This is a genomic window from Streptomyces sp. NPDC058246 (assembly GCF_042881985.1).
Lineage (GTDB): Bacteria > Actinomycetota > Actinomycetes > Streptomycetales > Streptomycetaceae > Streptomyces.
The window spans coordinates 15,411-34,091 of the sequence record NZ_JBHVWZ010000046.1; the positions used below are offsets into that span (position 1 = coordinate 15,411).

Annotated in this window: 17 protein-coding genes; 15 read left to right on the top strand and 2 right to left on the bottom strand. The window is 70.1% G+C overall.

Annotation, left to right across the window (positions count from 1 at the left end; translation table 11 throughout):
* Positions 1 to 33: 33 nt before the first annotated feature.
* From pgsA to ACFVXA_RS38355, 15 genes are all read left to right on the top strand, one after another.
* The gene (pgsA, locus tag ACFVXA_RS38285; RefSeq protein ID WP_383746253.1) at positions 34 to 756 is read left to right on the top strand and encodes a phosphatidylinositol phosphate synthase; all 723 of its coding nucleotides are present in this window, start codon (positions 34 to 36) and stop codon (positions 754 to 756) included.
* Positions 753 to 1,718 carry a phosphatidylinositol mannoside acyltransferase gene (locus tag ACFVXA_RS38290; RefSeq protein ID WP_390028561.1) on the top strand — a complete coding sequence of 322 codons (966 nt, stop codon included), beginning with the start codon at positions 753 to 755 and terminating at the stop codon, positions 1,716 to 1,718. The genes pgsA and ACFVXA_RS38290 overlap by 4 nt, the downstream gene beginning before the upstream one ends.
* Positions 1,715 to 2,875: a glycosyltransferase family 4 protein gene (locus tag ACFVXA_RS38295; RefSeq protein ID WP_383907345.1), complete on the top strand. Its 1,161-nt coding sequence runs from the start codon at positions 1,715 to 1,717 to the stop codon at positions 2,873 to 2,875. The genes ACFVXA_RS38290 and ACFVXA_RS38295 overlap by 4 nt, the downstream gene beginning before the upstream one ends.
* Positions 2,876 to 3,279: 404 nt before the next feature.
* A complete protein-coding gene (locus tag ACFVXA_RS38300) occupies positions 3,280 to 3,825 on the top strand; it encodes a hypothetical protein (protein WP_362020998.1) in 546 nt (181 codons plus the stop codon).
* Positions 3,826 to 4,043: 218 nt separating this feature from the next.
* Positions 4,044 to 4,958: a pyridoxal 5'-phosphate synthase lyase subunit PdxS gene (pdxS, locus tag ACFVXA_RS38305; protein WP_383746215.1), complete on the top strand. Its 915-nt coding sequence runs from the start codon at positions 4,044 to 4,046 to the stop codon at positions 4,956 to 4,958.
* Positions 4,959 to 4,970: 12 nt separating this feature from the next.
* Entirely contained in the window at positions 4,971 to 5,576 is a 606-nt protein-coding gene (gene pdxT / locus ACFVXA_RS38310) for a pyridoxal 5'-phosphate synthase glutaminase subunit PdxT (RefSeq protein WP_383746217.1), read from the top strand.
* 75 nt (positions 5,577 to 5,651) lie between these two features.
* Positions 5,652 to 6,404: a YebC/PmpR family DNA-binding transcriptional regulator gene (locus ACFVXA_RS38315; protein WP_362021005.1), complete on the top strand. Its 753-nt coding sequence runs from the start codon at positions 5,652 to 5,654 to the stop codon at positions 6,402 to 6,404.
* 204 nt (positions 6,405 to 6,608) lie between these two features.
* The gene (ruvC, locus tag ACFVXA_RS38320; protein ID WP_390028562.1) at positions 6,609 to 7,271 is read left to right on the top strand and encodes a crossover junction endodeoxyribonuclease RuvC; all 663 of its coding nucleotides are present in this window, start codon (positions 6,609 to 6,611) and stop codon (positions 7,269 to 7,271) included.
* Positions 7,268 to 7,879, top strand: coding sequence for a Holliday junction branch migration protein RuvA (ruvA, locus tag ACFVXA_RS38325; RefSeq protein WP_362021009.1), 612 nt, complete (start codon positions 7,268 to 7,270; stop codon positions 7,877 to 7,879). Before ruvC ends, ruvA begins: the two co-directional genes overlap by 4 nt.
* A gap of 120 nt (positions 7,880 to 7,999) precedes the next feature.
* The gene (gene ruvB / locus ACFVXA_RS38330; RefSeq protein WP_390028563.1) at positions 8,000 to 9,094 is read left to right on the top strand and encodes a Holliday junction branch migration DNA helicase RuvB; all 1,095 of its coding nucleotides are present in this window, start codon (positions 8,000 to 8,002) and stop codon (positions 9,092 to 9,094) included.
* Positions 9,095 to 9,292: 198 nt separating this feature from the next.
* On the top strand, positions 9,293 to 9,805 hold the full coding sequence (gene yajC / locus ACFVXA_RS38335; RefSeq protein WP_362021015.1) for a preprotein translocase subunit YajC: 513 nt from the start codon (positions 9,293 to 9,295) through the stop codon (positions 9,803 to 9,805).
* A gap of 141 nt (positions 9,806 to 9,946) precedes the next feature.
* Positions 9,947 to 11,710: a protein translocase subunit SecD gene (gene secD, locus ACFVXA_RS38340; RefSeq protein ID WP_390028564.1), complete on the top strand. Its 1,764-nt coding sequence runs from the start codon at positions 9,947 to 9,949 to the stop codon at positions 11,708 to 11,710.
* 1 nt (position 11,711) lies between these two features.
* Entirely contained in the window at positions 11,712 to 12,827 is a 1,116-nt protein-coding gene (gene secF / locus ACFVXA_RS38345) for a protein translocase subunit SecF (protein WP_362021021.1), read from the top strand.
* Positions 12,824 to 13,363 carry an adenine phosphoribosyltransferase gene (locus ACFVXA_RS38350; RefSeq protein ID WP_384396471.1) on the top strand — a complete coding sequence of 180 codons (540 nt, stop codon included), beginning with the start codon at positions 12,824 to 12,826 and terminating at the stop codon, positions 13,361 to 13,363. The genes secF and ACFVXA_RS38350 overlap by 4 nt, the downstream gene beginning before the upstream one ends.
* Positions 13,364 to 13,592: 229 nt before the next feature.
* Positions 13,593 to 16,130 (top strand): RelA/SpoT family protein, encoded by a 2,538-nt coding sequence (locus ACFVXA_RS38355; protein WP_383746228.1) that lies wholly within the window; start codon positions 13,593 to 13,595, stop codon positions 16,128 to 16,130.
* Between the two features lie 223 nt (positions 16,131 to 16,353).
* Here ACFVXA_RS38355 and ACFVXA_RS38360 read toward each other — a convergent pair whose 3' ends face one another.
* Positions 16,354 to 17,583: a DUF349 domain-containing protein gene (locus ACFVXA_RS38360; protein ID WP_383912119.1), complete on the bottom strand. Its 1,230-nt coding sequence runs from the start codon at positions 17,581 to 17,583 to the stop codon at positions 16,354 to 16,356.
* Positions 17,584 to 17,718: 135 nt separating this feature from the next.
* Positions 17,719 to 18,558, bottom strand: a complete 840-nt coding sequence (locus ACFVXA_RS38365; RefSeq protein WP_362021031.1) for a peptidylprolyl isomerase — start codon at positions 18,556 to 18,558, stop codon at positions 17,719 to 17,721.
* Between the last annotated feature and the right edge of the window lie 123 nt (positions 18,559 to 18,681).

Here is an 18,681-nt window from a genome sequence, read left to right on the forward strand (position 1 = left end):
CCCGACCGTCGCACACGCGCGCGCGTGACTACGATGGGCCAGCCGGTGGCCAGCAGGGGCCGCGCGGCCACACCGACCCTCGGGAAGGCCATGCTGAACAAGTACGCGCGTGCATTCTTCACGCGTGTCCTCACACCGTTCGCCGCGTTTCTCATCCGCCGGGGGGTAAGCCCCGACACGGTCACCCTCCTGGGCACGGCCGGAGTGGTGGCGGGCGCGCTGGTCTTCTACCCCCGGGGAGAGTTCTTCTGGGGCACGATCGTCATCACGCTCTTCGTGTTCTCGGACCTCGTCGACGGCAACATGGCGCGCCAGCTCGGCCGCTCCAGCCGCTGGGGAGCGTTCCTCGACTCGACGCTCGACCGGGTCGCCGACGGCGCGATCTTCGGCGGCTTCGCGCTCTGGTACGCGGGCAACGGCGACAACAACGCGCTGTGCGCCGTCTCGATCTTCTGCCTGGCCAGCGGCCAGGTGGTCTCGTACACCAAGGCCCGTGGTGAATCGATCGGCCTGCCGGTCGCGGTCAACGGTCTGGTCGAGCGCGCCGAGCGCCTGGTGATCTCACTGGTCGCGGCCGGCCTGGCGGGTCTGCACAAGTTCGGGGTCCCCGGCATCCAGGTGCTGCTGCCCGTCGCGCTGTGGATCGTCGCCGTCGGCAGCCTCGTCACGCTCATCCAGCGCGTCGTGACGGTGCGCAGGGAGTCCGCCGAGGCGGACGCCGCGGCCGCGGCCCCCAACAGTGAGGCGACGTCGTGACCAGCCTCCAGGACAGGCTCGTGGACGGGGCGTACGCGCTCGGCTGGAGCACCGTCAAGAAGCTCCCCGAGCCCGTCGCCGTGCGGCTGGGCCGGACGATCGCCGACCTCGCCTGGAAGAAGCGCGGCAAGGGCGTCCAGCGGCTGGAGAGCAACTACGCGCGCGTGGTCCCCGACGCGACCCCGGAGCGGCTCGCCGAGCTCTCCAGGGCCGGCATGCGCTCGTACCTGCGCTACTGGATGGAGTCCTTCCGGCTGCCCGAGTGGAGCGAGGAGCGCGTGAAGACGGGCTTCGAGGCGAAGGACATCCACTACCTGACCGACGCGCTCGCCTCCGACAAGGGCGTGATCCTGGCCCTCCCGCACATGGGTAACTGGGACCTCGCGGGCGCCTGGGTCACCACGAAGCTCCGCACACCGTTCACGACGGTCGCCGAGCGCCTCAAGCCGGAATCGCTGTACGACCGTTTCGTCGCCTACCGCGAGGGCCTCGGTATGGAGGTCCTGCCGCACAGCGGCGGCACCGCCTTCGGCATGCTGGCCCGGCGGCTGCGCGACGGCGGACTCATCTGCCTGGTCGCCGAGCGCGACCTGTCCGCGTCCGGCGTCGAGGTGAAGTTCTTCGGCGAGGCGACCCGGATGCCCGCGGGACCGGCCCTGCTGGCCCAGCAGACCGGCGCCCTGCTCCTGCCGGTCACGCTCTGGTACGACGACTCGCCCGTGATGAAGGGCCGCGTGTATCCCCCCGTCGAGGTCCCCGAGACAGGTACCCGGGCCGAGAAGACGTCTGTCATGACACAGGCGCTGGCCGACGCCTTCGCCACGGGTATCGCCGACCATCCGGAGGACTGGCACATGTTGCAGCGCTTGTGGCTCAAGGACCTCGACCCGGGGAAGGATCCGGACAGGACCGGGAAGGGCTCCGGGAGCGCGGAGAAGGATCCCGAGAAGGGGACCCCGTGAGGATCGGCATCGTCTGCCCGTACTCCTGGGACGTGCCGGGCGGCGTCCAGTTCCACATCCGCGACCTGGCCGAACACCTCATCCGCCTCGGACACGAGGTGTCCGTCCTCGCCCCCGCGGACGACGAGACACCCCTGCCGCCGTACGTCGTCTCGGCGGGCCGCGCGGTCCCGGTGCCCTACAACGGCTCGGTGGCGCGCCTGAACTTCGGCTTCCTGTCGGCGGCCCGGGTGCGGCGCTGGCTGCACGACGGCACCTTCGACGTGATCCACATCCACGAACCGGCCTCGCCGTCGCTCGGCCTGCTCGCCTGCTGGGCCGCGCAGGGGCCCATCGTCGCCACCTTCCACACCTCGAACCCGCGTTCGCGGGCGATGGTGGCCGCCTACTCGATCCTTCAGGCGGCCCTGGAGAAGATCAGCGCGCGGATCGCGGTGAGCGAGTACGCGCGCCGCACCCTGGTGGAACACCTGGGCGGCGACGCGGTAGTCATCCCGAACGGCGTCGACGTCGACTTCTTCGCCCGTGCCAAGCCCAAGGCCGAGTGGCAGGGCGACACCCTCGGCTTCGTGGGCCGCATCGACGAGCCCCGCAAGGGCCTGCCCGTCCTCATGAAGGCCCTCCCGAAGATCCTCGCCGAGCGGCCCCAGACCAGGCTTCTGGTCGCGGGGCGTGGCGACGAGGAGGAGGCGGTCGAGTCGCTGCCCGCCGAGATGCGCTCGCGCGTCGAGTTCCTCGGCATGATCAGCGACGAGGACAAGGCCCGCTTCCTGCGCAGCGTCGATGTGTACGTGGCGCCCAACACCGGCGGCGAGAGCTTCGGCATCATCCTGGTGGAAGCCATGTCCGCGGGGGCGCCGGTGCTCGCCTCCGACCTCGACGCGTTCGCCCAGGTCCTCGATCAGGGCGCGGCCGGCGAGCTGTTCGCCAACGAGGACGCGGACGCGCTCGCCGCCTCCGCGCTGCGGCTCCTCGGCGACCCGGCGAGGCGGGCCGAACTGCGCGAGCGCGGCAGCAGCCATGTGCGGCGGTTCGACTGGTCGACGGTCGGGGCGGACATCCTGTCCGTGTACGAGACGGTGACGGACGGGGCGGCCGCGGTGGCCGCCGACGAACGGACCGGACTGAGGGCGCGGTTCGGGCTGGCGCGCGACTGAACGTGCCGGACACGTCGGGCTGGCGTGTCGTGCTGCCTCCCCGCGCGCGGGGAGGTCGGTTCGCTTTTCCAACGGGCCGTACCCGGCGGACTGCTGGCCGTACCCGGCGATCCGCTGTGCGTACGCGGTCGCCCACTGTGCGTACACGGTCCGCTGTGCGTAGCCGGTCCGCCGTGCCTACTCGGTTCACTGTGCGTCCCCGGTCCGCGGCGGGGCGAGGATCTCTGTGCCGCCCCCGCCGCTGCCGCGTCCCGTCCGGCAACCGCTACCGGGTCGCCGTCCCCTCCAGGAACACGCCGGACTCCTCGGCCGGACGCGGCGGCTTCCGCTGAGGCTTGCGCTGCGGGTCCGCTGCGCCCGGGACCGCGCGGAGCGGTGACCGCACCCGGGTAGCCTTGCCGCCCGTGACCGCAACCCTCATCTGGATCCTCGTCGGCCTCGTCGCGATCGGCCTCTACCTGAGCTGGACCGCCGGGCGGCTGGACCGGCTGCACGCGCGCATCGACGCCGCCCGCGCCGCCCTCGACGCGCAGCTGCTGCGCCGTGCCTCCGTGGCCCAGGAGCTGGCCACGTCCGGGGTCCTCGATCCGGCCGCCTCGATCGTGCTGTACGAGGCGGCGCACGCGGCCCGGCAGGCCGAGGAGGAGCAGCGGGAGGTCGCCGAGAGCGAGTTGAGCCAGGCGTTGCGGGCCGTGTTCGGAGAGGTGCAGCAGGTCGAGGCGGTACGGGCGGCGCCCGGGGGCGAGGAGGCGGCGGGGGAGCTGGCGCAGGCGGTGCGGCGGGTGCCGATGGCTCGGCGCTTCCACAATGACGCCGTACGGGCCGCGCGGGCCCTTCGCCGTCACCGCAAGGTCCGCTGGTTCCGCCTCGCAGGCCACGCGCCGTTCCCGATGGCTTTCGAGATGGACGACGAGCCGCCGGTGGCACTGGCGGACCGCCCGACGAGCTGAGCCGGGGCTTTGGTCGCCCCCTCCGCCCCCTACCTGTCCCGAACCGGAGGCCCTCGGACCCCCGCTGTTCAGAGGCTTCTCGGACGCCGGAGGGACTGCACCTTCGCCGGCCGGAGCGAAAAAAATCCACCGGCTCACCATTGGCCCTTGCTGTGGCCTGCTCCCTTCACGTTTCCTCGGTGCTGCACAAACCCTCTTTCACCGAGTGAGGTCAACCCGTGTCCAGCACGCTCTCCAACCCCGCCCAGACCCCCGAGATCGGCACCGCCCGCGTCAAGCGCGGCATGGCCGAGCAGCTCAAGGGCGGCGTGATCATGGACGTCGTCACCCCCGAGCAGGCGAAGATCGCCGAGGACGCGGGCGCCGTCGCCGTCATGGCCCTGGAGCGGGTCCCGGCCGACATCCGCAAGGACGGCGGAGTGGCCAGGATGTCCGACCCGGACATGATCGAGGGCATCATCGACGCCGTCTCGATCCCCGTCATGGCCAAGTCGCGCATCGGCCACTTCGTCGAGGCCCAGGTCCTCCAGTCCCTCGGCGTCGACTACATCGACGAGTCCGAGGTGCTCACCCCGGCCGACGAGGTCAACCACTCCGACAAGTGGGCGTTCACCACCCCCTTCGTCTGTGGTGCCACCAACCTCGGTGAGGCCCTGCGCCGCATCGCCGAGGGCGCCGCGATGATCCGTTCCAAGGGCGAGGCCGGCACCGGCAACGTCGTCGAGGCGGTCCGCCACCTGCGCCAGATCAAGAACGAGATCGCCCGCCTGCGCGGCTACGACAACAACGAGCTGTACGCCGCCGCCAAGGAGCTGCGCGCTCCGTACGAGATCGTCAAGGAGGTCGCCGAGCTGGGCAAGCTCCCGGTCGTGCTGTTCTCCGCCGGCGGTGTGGCGACCCCCGCCGACGCCGCGCTGATGCGCCAGCTCGGTGCCGAGGGCGTCTTCGTCGGCTCCGGCATCTTCAAGTCGGGCGACCCGGCCAAGCGCGCCGCCGCCATCGTGAAGGCCACCACCTTCTACGACGACCCCAAGATCATCGCGGACGCGTCCCGCAACCTGGGCGAGGCCATGGTCGGCATCAACTGCGACACCCTCCCCGAGGCCGAGCGCTACGCCAACCGCGGCTGGTAAGGCACACCACCCATGAACACCCCCGTCATAGGCGTCCTGGCACTCCAGGGCGACGTGCGGGAGCACCTCATCGCTCTGGCCGCGGCTGACGCCGTGGCCAGGCCGGTGCGGCGCCCCGAGGAGCTCGCCGAGGTGGATGGCCTGGTCATCCCCGGTGGCGAGTCCACCACCATCTCCAAGCTGGCCGTCCTCTTCGGCCTGATGGAACCCCTCCGCGCGCGCGTGCGGGACGGCATGCCCGTCTACGGCACCTGCGCGGGCATGATCATGCTCGCCGACAAGATCCTCGACCCTCGCTCGGGCCAGGAGACGATCGGCGGCATCGACATGATCGTGCGCCGCAACGCCTTCGGACGGCAGAACGAGTCCTTCGAGGCGTCGGTCGACGTCAACGGCGTCCAGGGCGATCCTGTAGAGGGCGTCTTCATCCGCGCCCCCTGGGTCGAGTCCGTGGGTGCCGAGGCCGAGGTGCTCGCCGAGCACGAGGGCCACATCGTCGCCGTACGTCAGGGCAACGCGCTCGCCACGTCGTTCCACCCGGAACTGACCGGCGACCACCGTGTGCACGGCCTGTTCGTCGACATGGTGCGCGCGAACCGGACACCGGAGTCCTTGTAGGATCTGGGGGTCCCCTCAGGCTCTCAAAGTCTGGGGGAGTTCGTACCGGATGGGTTACGCGAAGGAGACAGGCAGATGTCCGGCCACTCTAAATGGGCCACGACGAAGCACAAGAAGGCCGTGATCGACGCCAAGCGCGGCAAGCTCTTCGCGAAGATGATCAAGAACATCGAGGTCGCGGCCCGCACGGGTGGCGCCGACCCGGCCGGCAACCCCACGCTGTTCGACGCCATCCAGAAGGCCAAGAAGAGCTCGGTCCCGAACAAGAACATCGACTCCGCGGTCAAGCGTGGCGCCGGTCTCGAGGCCGGTGGCGCCGACTACGAGACGATCATGTACGAGGGTTACGGCCCCAACGGCGTCGCGGTACTCATCGAGTGTCTGACCGACAACCGCAACCGCGCCGCCTCGGACGTCCGCGTCGCCATGACGCGCAACGGCGGCAACATGGCCGACCCGGGCTCCGTCTCGTACCTCTTCAACCGCAAGGGCGTCGTGATCGTCCCCAAGGGCGAGCTGTCCGAGGACGACGTCCTGGGTGCCGTGCTCGACGCGGGCGCGGAAGAGGTCAACGACCTCGGTGAGTCCTTCGAGGTCATCTCCGAGGCCACCGACCTGGTCGCGGTGCGCACCGCGCTCCAGGACGCCGGCATCGACTACGACTCCGCCGACGCCAACTTCGTCCCGACCATGCAGGTCGAGCTGGACGAGGAGGGCGCCCGGAAGATCTTCAAGCTGATCGACGCCCTCGAGGACAGCGACGACGTGCAGAACGTCTTCGCCAACTTCGACGTGAGCGACGACGTCATGGCGAAGGTCGACGCGTAGCGCTGCCGCTTGTGCGGAGATTTCGCCGGGCCGGTGGGGACACATCCCACCGGCCCGCCGTCGTTGTCGGTGGCAGCGGCTAGCCTGGCGACGACAGATGATGATCGCCGTCCACGGACCGCGACCATCGACCGAGGAATCACGACGGCGACCAGCCACCTCCGCGAGGGCGGCGGCGGCTCAGCCGCAAAGGGGGGGACAGGGGTGCGGGTACTGGGCGTTGACCCCGGGTTGACCCGGTGCGGTGTCGGTGTGGTCGAAGGAGTCGCGGGCCGGCCCCTGACCATGCGCGGCGTCGGCGTCGTACGCACCCCCGCGGACGCCGAGTTGGGCCTGCGCCTCGTCGCCATCGAGCAGGGCATCGAGCAATGGCTCGACGAACACGAGCCCGAATTCGTCGCCGTGGAGCGGGTGTTCAGCCAGCACAACGTCCGTACGGTGATGGGCACCGCCCAGGCCAGCGCCGTGGCCATGCTCTGCGCGGCCCGGCGTGGCATCCCCGTCGCCCTGCACACCCCGAGCGAGGTCAAGGCCGCCGTCACCGGCAGCGGACGCGCGGACAAGGCGCAGGTGGGCGCGATGGTCACCCGGCTGCTTCGGCTGGACGCGCCCCCCAGGCCCGCCGACGCGGCGGACGCCCTCGCCCTCGCCATCTGCCACATCTGGCGCGCCCCCGCCCAGAACCGGCTCCAGCAGGCCGTCGCCCAGAACCGGCTCCAGCAGGCCGTCGCGCAGAACCGGCTCCAGCAGGCCGCCGCGCAGAACCGGCTCCCGCAGGCCGCCGCGCAGAACCAAGTCCAGCAGGCCGCCGCCCCCCACGCGTCGAAACCCGCATCGCCCCACGTTTCGAAAGGCCGTACCGCATGATCGCCTTCGTCAGCGGCCCGGTCGCCGCCCTCGCCCCCGACTCCGCGGTGGTCGAGGTCGGCGGCATCGGCCTCGCCGTCCAGTGCACGCCCAACACGCTCTCCGGGCTCCGCATGGGACAGCAGACCAAGCTCGCCACCTCCCTCGTCGTCCGCGAGGACTCGCTGACCCTGTACGGCTTCGCGGACGACGACGAGCGGCAGACGTTCGAGCTGCTCCAGACCGCGAGCGGTGTCGGCCCGCGCCTCGCGCAGGCGATGCTCGCCGTGCACACGCCCGACGCCCTGCGCCGCGCGGTGTCGACGGGCGACGAAAAGACGCTGACCGCCGTCCCCGGTATCGGCAAGAAGGGCGCTCAGAAGCTCCTCCTGGAGCTCAGGGACCGCCTCGGCGAACCCCTCGGCACCACAGGCCCGGCCATCGGCACGGCGGTCAGCACCGGCTGGCGCGACCAGCTGCACGCCGCGCTCATCGGCCTCGGATACGCGACACGCGAGGCCGACGAAGCGGTCTCCGCGGTCGCCCCGCAGGCCGAGGCCGCCGAGGGCACGCCCCCGGTCGGCCAGCTCCTCAAGGCCGCTCTGCAGACCCTGAACCGAGCCCGCTGAACCGCCGGCCGCCCGACCACCCCACCGCGAGGCCCACGTAATGCTGCATCTTCCCGGGGGACAACCCCCGGACCCCCGGCAGGACGACGTCCCCGGCATGCCCCTGCGAGGTGAACTTCAGTGAACTGGGACGACACGACCGACGAGAGCGCCGCCGAGCGGCTCGTCGGCCCCGCGCCGGAGCGGCTGGTGGGCTCTGTCGCCGACCGCGAGGACCAGGCCGTCGAGGCCGCCCTGCGTCCCAAGGACCTGGACGAGTTCATCGGCCAGGAGAAGGTCCGCGAGCAGCTCGACCTGGTCCTGCGTGCCGCTCGCGCCCGTGGCGCGACCGCCGACCATGTGCTGCTCTCCGGTGCCCCCGGCCTCGGCAAGACCACCCTCTCGATGATCATCGCCGCCGAGATGGGCGCCCCGATCCGCATCACCAGCGGCCCCGCCATCCAGCACGCCGGAGACCTCGCCGCGATCCTCTCCTCCCTCCAGGAGGGAGAGGTGCTCTTCCTCGACGAGATCCACCGCATGTCCCGGCCCGCCGAGGAGATGCTCTACATGGCGATGGAGGACTTCCGCGTCGACGTCATCGTCGGCAAGGGTCCCGGCGCCACCGCCATCCCGCTGGAACTGCCCCCGTTCACCCTGGTCGGTGCGACCACGCGCGCGGGCCTGCTGCCGCCCCCGCTGCGCGACCGCTTCGGCTTCACCGCGCACATGGAGTTCTACGAACCCGCCGAGCTGGAGCGCGTCATCCACCGCTCCGCCCATCTGCTCGACGTCGAGATCGGCTCCGAGGGCGCCGCCGAGATCGCCGGCCGCTCCCGCGGCACGCCCCGTATCGCCAACCGCCTGCTGCGCCGCGTGCGCGACTACGCGCAGGTCAAGGCCGACGGCATCATCACCCGCGAGATCGCGGCGGCCGCCCTGAAGGTCTACGAGGTCGACGCCCGCGGCCTCGACCGCCTCGACCGCGGGGTCCTCGAAGCCCTGCTCAAGCTCTTCGGCGGCGGCCCGGTCGGCCTGTCCACGCTCGCGGTCGCGGTGGGCGAGGAGCGTGAGACCGTGGAAGAAGTCGCCGAGCCCTTCCTCGTACGAGAAGGTCTGCTCGCCCGTACGCCCCGTGGCCGGGTGGCGACACCTGCGGCATGGGCACATCTCGGCCTCACCCCGCCCCACCAGTCAACCGGTGGAAACGGACAACAGGACCTGTTCGGGGCGTGACGACGGGCTTCCGCCCGTCCGAGCGGAGAGGAGAGTGGGGGAGGGTAGGTGCGCAGCAGGAACCCCGGTGCCATGCTGAGCGTTGTTCCTTCAGCGCGGACTCGCTTAGACTCCGCCGATGCCGCCCTTGTGGGTGGCGCACACACCCCCATCCAGCAGGCCGCTCAGCATCGCGGTCGAAGAAGGAAGTTCCGACCCGTGAGTCTCGTGACCCTCCTCCCGTTCATCGTGCTCATCGGGGCCATGTTCCTGATGACCCGCTCGGCCAAGCGCAAGCAGACGCAGGCCGCGCAGATGCGTAACGAAATGCAGCCCGGCGCCGGCGTACGCACGATCGGGGGCATGTACGCGACGGTGAAGGAGGTCAATGAGGACACGGTCCTCCTTGACGCTGCCCCGGGCGTAGACCTGCTCTTCGCGAAGAACTCGATCGGTGCCGTCCTGACCGACGACGAGTACAACCGCATCGTCCATGGCATCGAGCACGACCTGAAGGCCGACGGCACCGTCGTGCCGGACGACGCCTCCTCCCTCACCGAGACCGACGAGCCCGCCGCCGACGCTTCTTCCGACGCCTCCGACGACAAGCCCATCGACCTCGGCAAGAAGGACGTGGCGGACGAGCCGTCCGACGCGCCCGCCGAGGCGAAGGCCGACGAGGTCGACGAAGCAGAGCCGAAGAAGACCGACGGCGAGTCCGAGGCGAAGTAGTCACGACCCGGGAGCACGGCGCGACCCGCTCGCGCCCCGTGCGTCCCGGGGCGTGCTGTTCTCGCACGGAATCCCGACACCATGTCATGGCCGCCCGCCCGCTGACCCGGCGCAGGGCGGCCCGAGAGGGAGTACGAGAAGGTGGCAGCACCGAAGAAGGGCCGGAGCGCGAGCGCCCAGAGCAGGCCGGGGCGCTCACTGGCCCTCATCCTGATCGCCATCGCGGCGCTCACCGGGGGAATGTTCGTCTCCGGGCACCCCACCCCGCGTCTCGGCATCGACCTCGCCGGCGGCACGAGCATCACGCTCACGGCGAAGAACGAGCCGGGCCAGCCCAACGCGATCAACAAGACCAACATGAACACCGCGGTCGACATCATGAACCGCCGTGTCAATGGTCTCGGCGTCTCCGAGGCCGAGGTGCAGACCCAGGGATCCGACAACATCATTGTCAACATCCCCAAGGGCACGAACTCCAAGCAGGCCCGGGAGCAGGTCGGCACCACCGCCAAGCTCTACTTCCGTCCGGTCCTGACCACCGAGCTCTCCGGGGCCGACAAGTCGGCCAGCCCCTCGCCGAGCGCCTCCAGCAGCTCCTCCAGCAAGGCCACGGACAAGACGGGCTCGTCCTCCTCCCCGTCGAGCTCCTCCTCCCCGTCGGCCACCGCCACCTCCCAGGGCCGCGCGGTCACCGACGCACTGAAGGCCGACTCCACGCCGTCGGCGAGCAGCTCCGCGAGCTCCACGCCCTCCTCCAGCGCCTCGCCGTCCGCCAGCAGCAGCGTGGACCCCGCGACCGCCAAGCTCGAGGCCGAGTACACCGCGCTCGACTGCACCGACAAGGCCGCCCGCGCCAAGGCCGGCGACGGCGCCAAGCCCACCGACCCCACGGTGGCCTGCGGCCAGAACTCCTCCGGCCAGTGGCAGAAGTACGTCCTGGGCCCGGCCGAGGTGTCCGGCACGGACATCAAGAGGGCTGCGGCCGTCTACGACACGCAGAGCGCCGCGGGCTGGAAGGTCACCATGGACTTCACGTCCAGTGGCTCCAAGAAGTTCGCCACCATCACCGGCAAGCTCGCGAAGAACCAGTCGCCGCAGAACCAGTTCGCCATCGTCCTCGACGGAGAGGTCGTCTCCGACCCGTTCGTCAACCAGGCGCTGACCGGCGGCAACGCGGAGATCTCCGGCAGCTTCAGCCAGACCGAGGCCCAGGACCTGGCCAACATGCTGAAGTACGGCGCCCTGCCGCTCACCTTCAAGGAGTCGAGTGTCACCACGGTGACCGCCGCCCTCGGTGGTGAGCAGCTGCACGCCGGTCTGATCGCGGGCGCGATCGGCCTCGGCCTGGTCGTCATCTACCTGGTGGTCTACTACCGGGGCCTGTCGCTCATCGCCATCGCCTCGCTGATGGTCTCCGCCATCCTCACGTACGTGATCATGGCCTTGCTCGGCCCCACCATCGGCTTCGCGCTGAACCTGCCGGCCGTCTGTGGCGCGATCGTCGCGATCGGTATCACAGCGGACTCGTTCATCGTGTTCTTCGAACGCATCCGGGACGAGATCCGCGAGGGCCGCTCTCTGCGGCCCGCCGTCGAGCGTGCCTGGCCGCGGGCCCGGCGCACCATCCTGGTCTCCGACTTCGTGTCGTTCCTCGCCGCCGCGGTGCTCTTCATCGTCACCGTCGGCAAGGTCCAGGGCTTCGCGTTCACGCTCGGTCTGACCACGGTGCTCGACGTGGTCGTCGTCTTCTTCTTCACCAAGCCGCTGATGACGATCCTCGCCCGCAAGAAGTTCTTCGCGAGCGGCCACAGCTGGTCCGGCCTCGACCCGAAGCGACTGGGCGCCAAGCCACCGCTGCGCCGCACCCGTCGCCCCTCCGCCCCCGTCGACACGAAGGAGGCGTGAGATGTCGAAGCTCGGCACCCTCGGCGCCCGGCTCCACCGCGGTGAGATCGGCTACGACTTCGTCGGCAAGCGCAAGATCTGGTACGGCATCTCGATCCTGATCACCATCACGGCCATCCTCGGCCTGACGGTGCGCGGCCTGAACATGGGCATCGAGTTCCAGGGCGGCGCCGTCTTCACCACCGAGAAGACCAGCGTCTCGGTCACTCAGGCGGAGAAGGACGCGCAGGTTGCGTCCGGCCATGACGCGATCGTCCAGAAGCTCGGCAACGGCGGCCTGCGCATCCAGATCGCGGGCATCGACACCGACAAGTCGGACCAGATCAAAGAGCAGCTCGCCAAGGATCTGAGCGTCGACGCGGAGAAGATCAACGCCGACCTGGTCGGCCCCAGCTGGGGTGACCAGATCGCCAACAAGGCCTGGGAAGGCCTGGCGATCTTCATGGTCCTCGTGGTGATCTACCTGGCGATCGCCTTCGAGTGGCGCATGGCCCTGGCCGCACTCGTCGCCCTGATCCACGACATCACCATCACGGTCGGCATCTACGCCCTGGTCGGCTTCGAGGTCACCCCCGGCACCGTGATCGGTCTGCTCACGATCCTCGGTTACTCGCTCTACGACACGGTCGTCGTCTTCGACAGCCTCAAGGAGCAGACCAAGGACATCACCAAGCAGACCCGCTGGACCTACAGCGACGTCGCCGACCGCTCGATCAACGGCACCCTGGTCCGATCGATCAACACCACGGTGGTCGCGCTGCTGCCGGTCGGGGGCCTGCTGTTCATCGGCGGCGGCGTCCTCGGCGCGGGCATGCTCAACGACATCTCGCTGTCGCTGTTCGTCGGCCTCGCGGCCGGTGCGTACTCCTCGATCTTCATCGCCACGCCGCTCGTCGCCGACCTCAAGGAGCGCGAGCCGCAGATGAAGGCCCTGCGCAAGCGCGTCCTCGCCAAGCGGGCCCAGGCGGCCGCCACGGGCGAGTCGCTGGAGCCCCCGGTCACCGAGGCGTACGACGACGACGAGCCGGACGACGCCGCCCCCGCGGTCGTCGGCCCGCGCAACCAGCCCGCGTCCCGCAGCCGGGGCCGTGGGCGCCCCTCGGGGAAGCGCCGATGACCGCCATCGAGGAGCTGCTGCTCAGCCGTATCCGCGATGTGGCCGACTACCCGGAGCCGGGCGTGATGTTCAAGGACATCACCCCGCTCCTGGCGGACCCGGGGGCGTTCACGGCGCTCACGGACGCGCTGGCGGACATCGCGGTGCGCAACGAAGCGACGAAGATCGTCGGCCTGGAGGCCCGCGGATTCATCCTCGGCGCCCCGGTCGCCGTCCGCGCCGGCCTCGGCTTCATCCCCGTACGCAAGGCGGGCAAGCTCCCCGGAGCGACCCTGTCGCAGGCGTACGAGCTGGAGTACGGCTCCGCCGAGATCGAGGTGCACGCCGAGGACCTGAGCGCGGACGACCGTGTGCTGGTCGTCGACGACGTCCTCGCCACCGGGGGCACCGCCGAGGCCTCGCTCCAGCTCATCCGCCGGGCGGGCGCTGAGGTCGCGGGTGTCGCCGTGCTGATGGAGCTCGGGTTCCTGGGCGGTCGCGCCCGTCTGGAGCCGGCGCTCGCGGGCGCTCCGCTGGAGGCGCTCCTGAAGGTCTGAGGGCCTGGGGCACGGCACCCCGGGGAAAGCCCCGGGCAAGGCCCGGGAAAGCCCTGAGACACCCGTAGGACACCGCGAAGGCGGGCCCGGAGGAATCCGGCGCCCGCCTTTCGCGTTCCTCCTGTACCAGGCCGTCCCAGCGGCCGACAGCGAGTCCGGCACTCAGGATCGCTACCATGGGATCTCCGGAGCCTGACCGGGGGACCCGGAACGCGCACGAGGAGCCCTCTTGCCAGACGAGGCCCAGCCACTCACCGCCGCCAAGCCCGAGCCCGCCTCGGCCCCCGCGGAGAAGCCCGCCAAGAACGCCGCGAGCGGGCCGGTCGAGCACGCCCAGTCCGCGCCGGACGAGAAGGCGGCCGCGCAGTCACGGCCCAAGCCCGTTCCTCCCGAGCGCCCAGCGAAAACCCCGGCGGTCCGTCCGGCGGCGGGTCCGCCCGCCCGCACCGGCGGCTCCTCCAACCGCGTACGCGCCCGCCTGGCCCGGCTCGGTGTGCAGCGCTCCAACCCGTACAACCCGGTCCTGGAGCCGCTGCTGCGGATAGTGCGCAGCAACGACCCGAAGATCGAGACGGCGACGCTCCGGCAGATCGAAAAGGCCTACCAGGTCGCCGAGCGCTGGCATCGCGGCCAGAAGCGCAAGAGCGGCGACCCGTACATCACGCACCCGCTCGCCGTGACGACGATCCTCGCCGAGCTGGGCATGGACCCGGCCACGCTCATGGCCGGTCTCCTCCACGACACCGTCGAGGACACCGAGTACGGCCTGGACACCCTGCGGCGCGACTTCGGCGACCAGGTCGCCCTGCTCGTCGACGGCGTCACCAAGCTCGACAAGGTCAAGTTCGGCGAGGCCGCGCAGGCCGAGACCGTCCGCAAGATGGTCGTCGCCATGGCCAAGGACCCCCGTGTCCTGGTCATCAAGCTCGCCGACCGCCTGCACAACATGCGCACCATGCGCTACCTCAAGCGCGAGAAGCAGGAGAAGAAGGCGCGCGAGACCCTGGAGATCTACGCGCCGCTCGCCCACCGCCTGGGCATGAACACCATCAAGTGGGAGCTGGAGGACCTCGCCTTCGCGATCCTCTACCCCAAGATGTACGACGAGATCGTGCGCCTGGTCGCCGAGCGCGCCCCCAAGCGCGACGAGTACCTCGCCATAGTGACCGACGAGGTCCAGTCCGATCTGCGCGCCGCCCGCATCAAGGCGACCGTCACCGGCCGCCCGAAGCACTACTACAGCGTCTACCAGAAGATGATCGTCCGCGGCCGCGACTTCGCGGAGATCTACGACCTGGTGGGCATCCGCGTCCTCGTCGACACCGTCCGCGACTGCTACGCCGCCCTCGGCACCGTGCACGCGCGATGGAATCCGGTCCCCGGCCGGTTCAAGGACTACATCGCGATGCCCAAGTTCAACATGTACCAGTCGCTGCACACGACGGTCATCGGGCCCAACGGCAAGCCCGTCGAACTCCAGATCCGGACGTTCGACATGCACCGCCGCGCCGAGTACGGCATCGCCGCGCACTGGAAGTACAAGCAGGAGACCGTCGCCGGTTCCTCCAAGATCCGTACGGACGTGCCCCGGGCGGCCAAGGGCAGCGCGGGCCAGGACACCGTCAACGACATGGCGTGGCTGCGCCAGTTGCTCGACTGGCAGAAGGAGACCGAGGACCCCAGCGAGTTCCTGGAGTCCCTGCGCTTCGACCTGTCCCGCAACGAGGTCTTCGTCTTCACTCCCAAGGGCGACGTCATAGCGCTCCCGGCCGGTGCGACCCCGGTGGACTTCGCGTACGCGGTGCACACGGAGGTCGGCCACCGCACCATAGGCGCACGGGTCAACGGACGCCTCGTCCCGCTCGAATCCACCCTGGACAACGGCGACTTGGTGGAGGTCTTCACCTCCAAGGCGGCCGGTGCGGGCCCCTCCCGCGACTGGCTGGGCTTCGTGAAGTCCCCGCGTGCCCGCAACAAGATCCGCGCCTGGTTCTCCAAGGAGCGCCGCGACGAGGCGATCGAGCAGGGCAAGGACTCCATCGCCCGCGCGATGCGCAAACAGAACCTGCCGATCCAGCGCATCCTCACCGGCGACTCCCTCGTCACCCTCGCGCACGAGATGCGCTACCCCGACATCTCGTCGCTGTACGCGGCGATCGGTGAGGGCCATGTCACCGCGCAGAGCGTCGTACAGAAGCTGGTGCAGGCGCTCGGCGGCGAGGAGGCGGCCACCGAGGAGATCGACGAGAGCGTCCCGCCCGCGCGCGGCCGCGGCCGCAAGCGCCGCTCCAACGCCGACCCGGGCGTCGTCGTCAAGGGCGTCGAGGACGTGTGGGTCAAGCTGGCCCGCTGTTGTACGCCGGTACCGGGCGACCCGATCATCGGCTTCGTCACCCGCGGCAGCGGCGTCTCGGTGCACCGCAGCGACTGCGTCAACGTCGACTCGCTGTCCCGCGAGCCCGAGCGCATCCTCGAGGTCGAGTGGGCGCCCACCCAGTCCTCGGTCTTCCTGGTCGCCATCCAGGTCGAGGCGCTGGACCGCTCCCGGCTCCTGTCGGACGTCACGCGCGTCCTGTCGGACCAGCACGTCAACATCCTGTCCGCGGCCGTCCAGACCTCCCGTGACCGCGTCGCCACCTCCCGCTTCACCTTCGAGATGGGCGACCCGAAGCACCTGGGGCACGTCCTGAAGGCGGTACGGGGCGTGGAGGGCGTGTACGACGTGTACCGGGTGACGTCGGCGCGCAGGCCCTCCGACGGGAGCTGAGACGCGCGGCGCTTGAGTGCCGGTCGGCCGGCCACTCGGTGGGAACCGGTCGGCCGGCGACTCCGTAGGCACCGGTCGGCCGGCCGCTTGGTGGAAACCGGTGGTGGTCGGCCGGCCACTCCGCAGACACCGGTTGACCGGCCACTACGTAGAGGGGCTCCCGTACGTTTCGTACGGGAGCCCCTCTACGTAGAAGCCGAAAAACTCGGCGGCCTCGGCAGCCTCAGCCGCCGAACTCCTGCAGCCCCTTCAGCGCCTGCTCGAGCAGCGCCTGACGGCCGTCGAGCTCCTTCTGGAGCTTGTCGGCCTTCGCGGTGTTGCCCGCGGAGCGAGCGGCCTCGATCTGGCCCTGGAGCTTGTCCACGGCGGCCTGCAGCTGACCGGTCAGACCCTCGGCACGCGCGCGTGCCTCCGGGTTGGTCCGGCGCCACTCGGCCTCCTCGGACTCCTGGAGGGCCCGCTCCACCGCGTGCATCCGGCCCTCGACCTTCGGGCGGGCGTCGCGCGGCACATGGCCGATGGCCTCCCAGCGCTCGTTCAGGGAGCGGAAGGCGGCGCGGGCCGCCTTCAGGTCCGTCACCGGGACGAGCTTCTCGGCCTCCTCGGCCAGCTCCTCCTTGAGCTTCAGGTTCTCCGACTGCTCGGCGTCCCGCTCGGCGAAGACCGAGCTGCGCGCCGCGAAGAACACGTCCTGGGCGCCGCGGAAGCGGTTCCACAGGTCGTCCTCGTGCTCGCGCTGGGCGCGGCCCGCGGCCTTCCAGTCGGCCATCAGCTCGCGGTAGCGCGCCGCCGTCGGACCCCAGTCCGCCGAGCCGGACAGCGACTCGGCCTCCGCGACCAGCTTCTCCTTGGTCTTGCGGGCCTCCTCGCGCTGCGCGTCCAGCGAGGCGAAGTGCGCCTTGCGGCGCTTGGAGAACGCCGAGCGCGCGTGCGAGAAGCGGTGCCACAGCTCGTCGTCCGACTTGCGGTCGAGCCGCGGCAGCCCCTTCCAGGTGTCCACCAGGGCGCGCAGCCGTTCACCAGCGGCTCGCCACTGGTCGGACTGCGCCAGCTCCTCGGCCTCGACGACCAGCGCCTCCTTGGAGTGCCGCGCCTCGTCCGACTGCTTCGCACGCTGGGCCTTGCGCTCCTCGCGGCGCGCGTCCACCGTCGCGACGAGCTTGTCCAGCCGCACCCGCAGCGCGTCCAGATCACCGACCGCGTGGTGGGCGTCCACCTGCTCGCGGATGTGGTCGATGGCCGCCTGGGCGTCCTTCGCCGACAGGTCGGTGGTCTTCACTCGCTTTTCGAGGAGGCCGATCTCGACAACCAGGCCTTCGTACTTGCGCTCGAAGTAGGCCAGCGCCTCATCAGGAGAGCCGGCCTGCCAGGAACCGACGACCTGCTCGCCGTCGGCCGTACGCACGTACACGGTCCCCGTCTCGTCGACGCGGCCCCACGGGTCGCTGCTCACAGCGCCTCCTCCACATGATGCCTGCGAGGGGCGTCACTGCCCCCTGGCATCGTCCACAGTTTCGTCACGGCCAACATAGGCGACCGGCGGGGCGGCTGTCCGCATCCCGCGCGACCGAAATTTCGCAGCTGGCGGTCAGGATTTCGTCACCGTTGCCTTGTTGATCACGACCGTCGCGTTGGGCGCACCGTCGCCCTGCCCGGTGCTCTCACCGGCTGCCGCGATCTTCTTGAGAACCTTCATCCCCGATTCGGAAATCGTGCCGAACGGTGTGTAGTCGGCCGGGAGCTGACTGTCCTGGTAGACGAGGAAGAACTGGCTTCCTCCGGTGTGACGGCCCTTCTTCGTCTGCGCGTTGTACTGGTTGGCCATGGCCACCGTGCCCGCCGGATACACCCCGCCCTTGAGGCTCGTGTCCTTCAGGTTCTCGTCCGGAATGGTGTAGCCGGGCCCGCCCATACCGGTGCCCTGCGGGTCACCGCACTGCAGCACGTAGATGCCGTTCGTGGTGAGCCGGTGGCACTTGGTGTGGTCGAAGAAGCCCTTGCCCGCCAGGAAGTCGAACGAGTTCACGGTGTGCGGAGCCGCGGCCGTCTTCAGCGCGATGTCTATGTCACCGCACGTCGTCGCCATCTTCATCGTGTAGTCCGCGGACTTGTCGATGGTGAGCGCCGGCTCCTTCTTCCAAGTGAGCGTCTTCACCTTGCCCGCCGCGGCCTTCTCACAGGGGTCCGGAGCCTTGCTCGTCGGCGAGGCGCTCGGGGTCACCTCGGCTGCCGCGTTGGCCTTCTTGTCGTCGTTCTTGAAGACACCGGTCGCGTAGGACACCACACTGCCCACGACGACGACGCCGAGGACCGAGGCGATGACCGCGTTGCGTGCGTTGGTCTTGCGTCGCGCGGCCGTGCGGCGCTGCTGCTGTCGCAAGAACTTCTCCCGGGCGAGCTGACGCCGCCGCTGTTCCTGGCTGACCACCGGGTTTTCTCCTCGTGCGTCTCGTACGTCGGGTGGGACGCGTGCGTCTTGTGAGCCGACCGCCTGCGTGTGCCCCGTACCGTATATGGGTTCGCTGAGGAATCGGCAGCGCCGGTAGGCTCT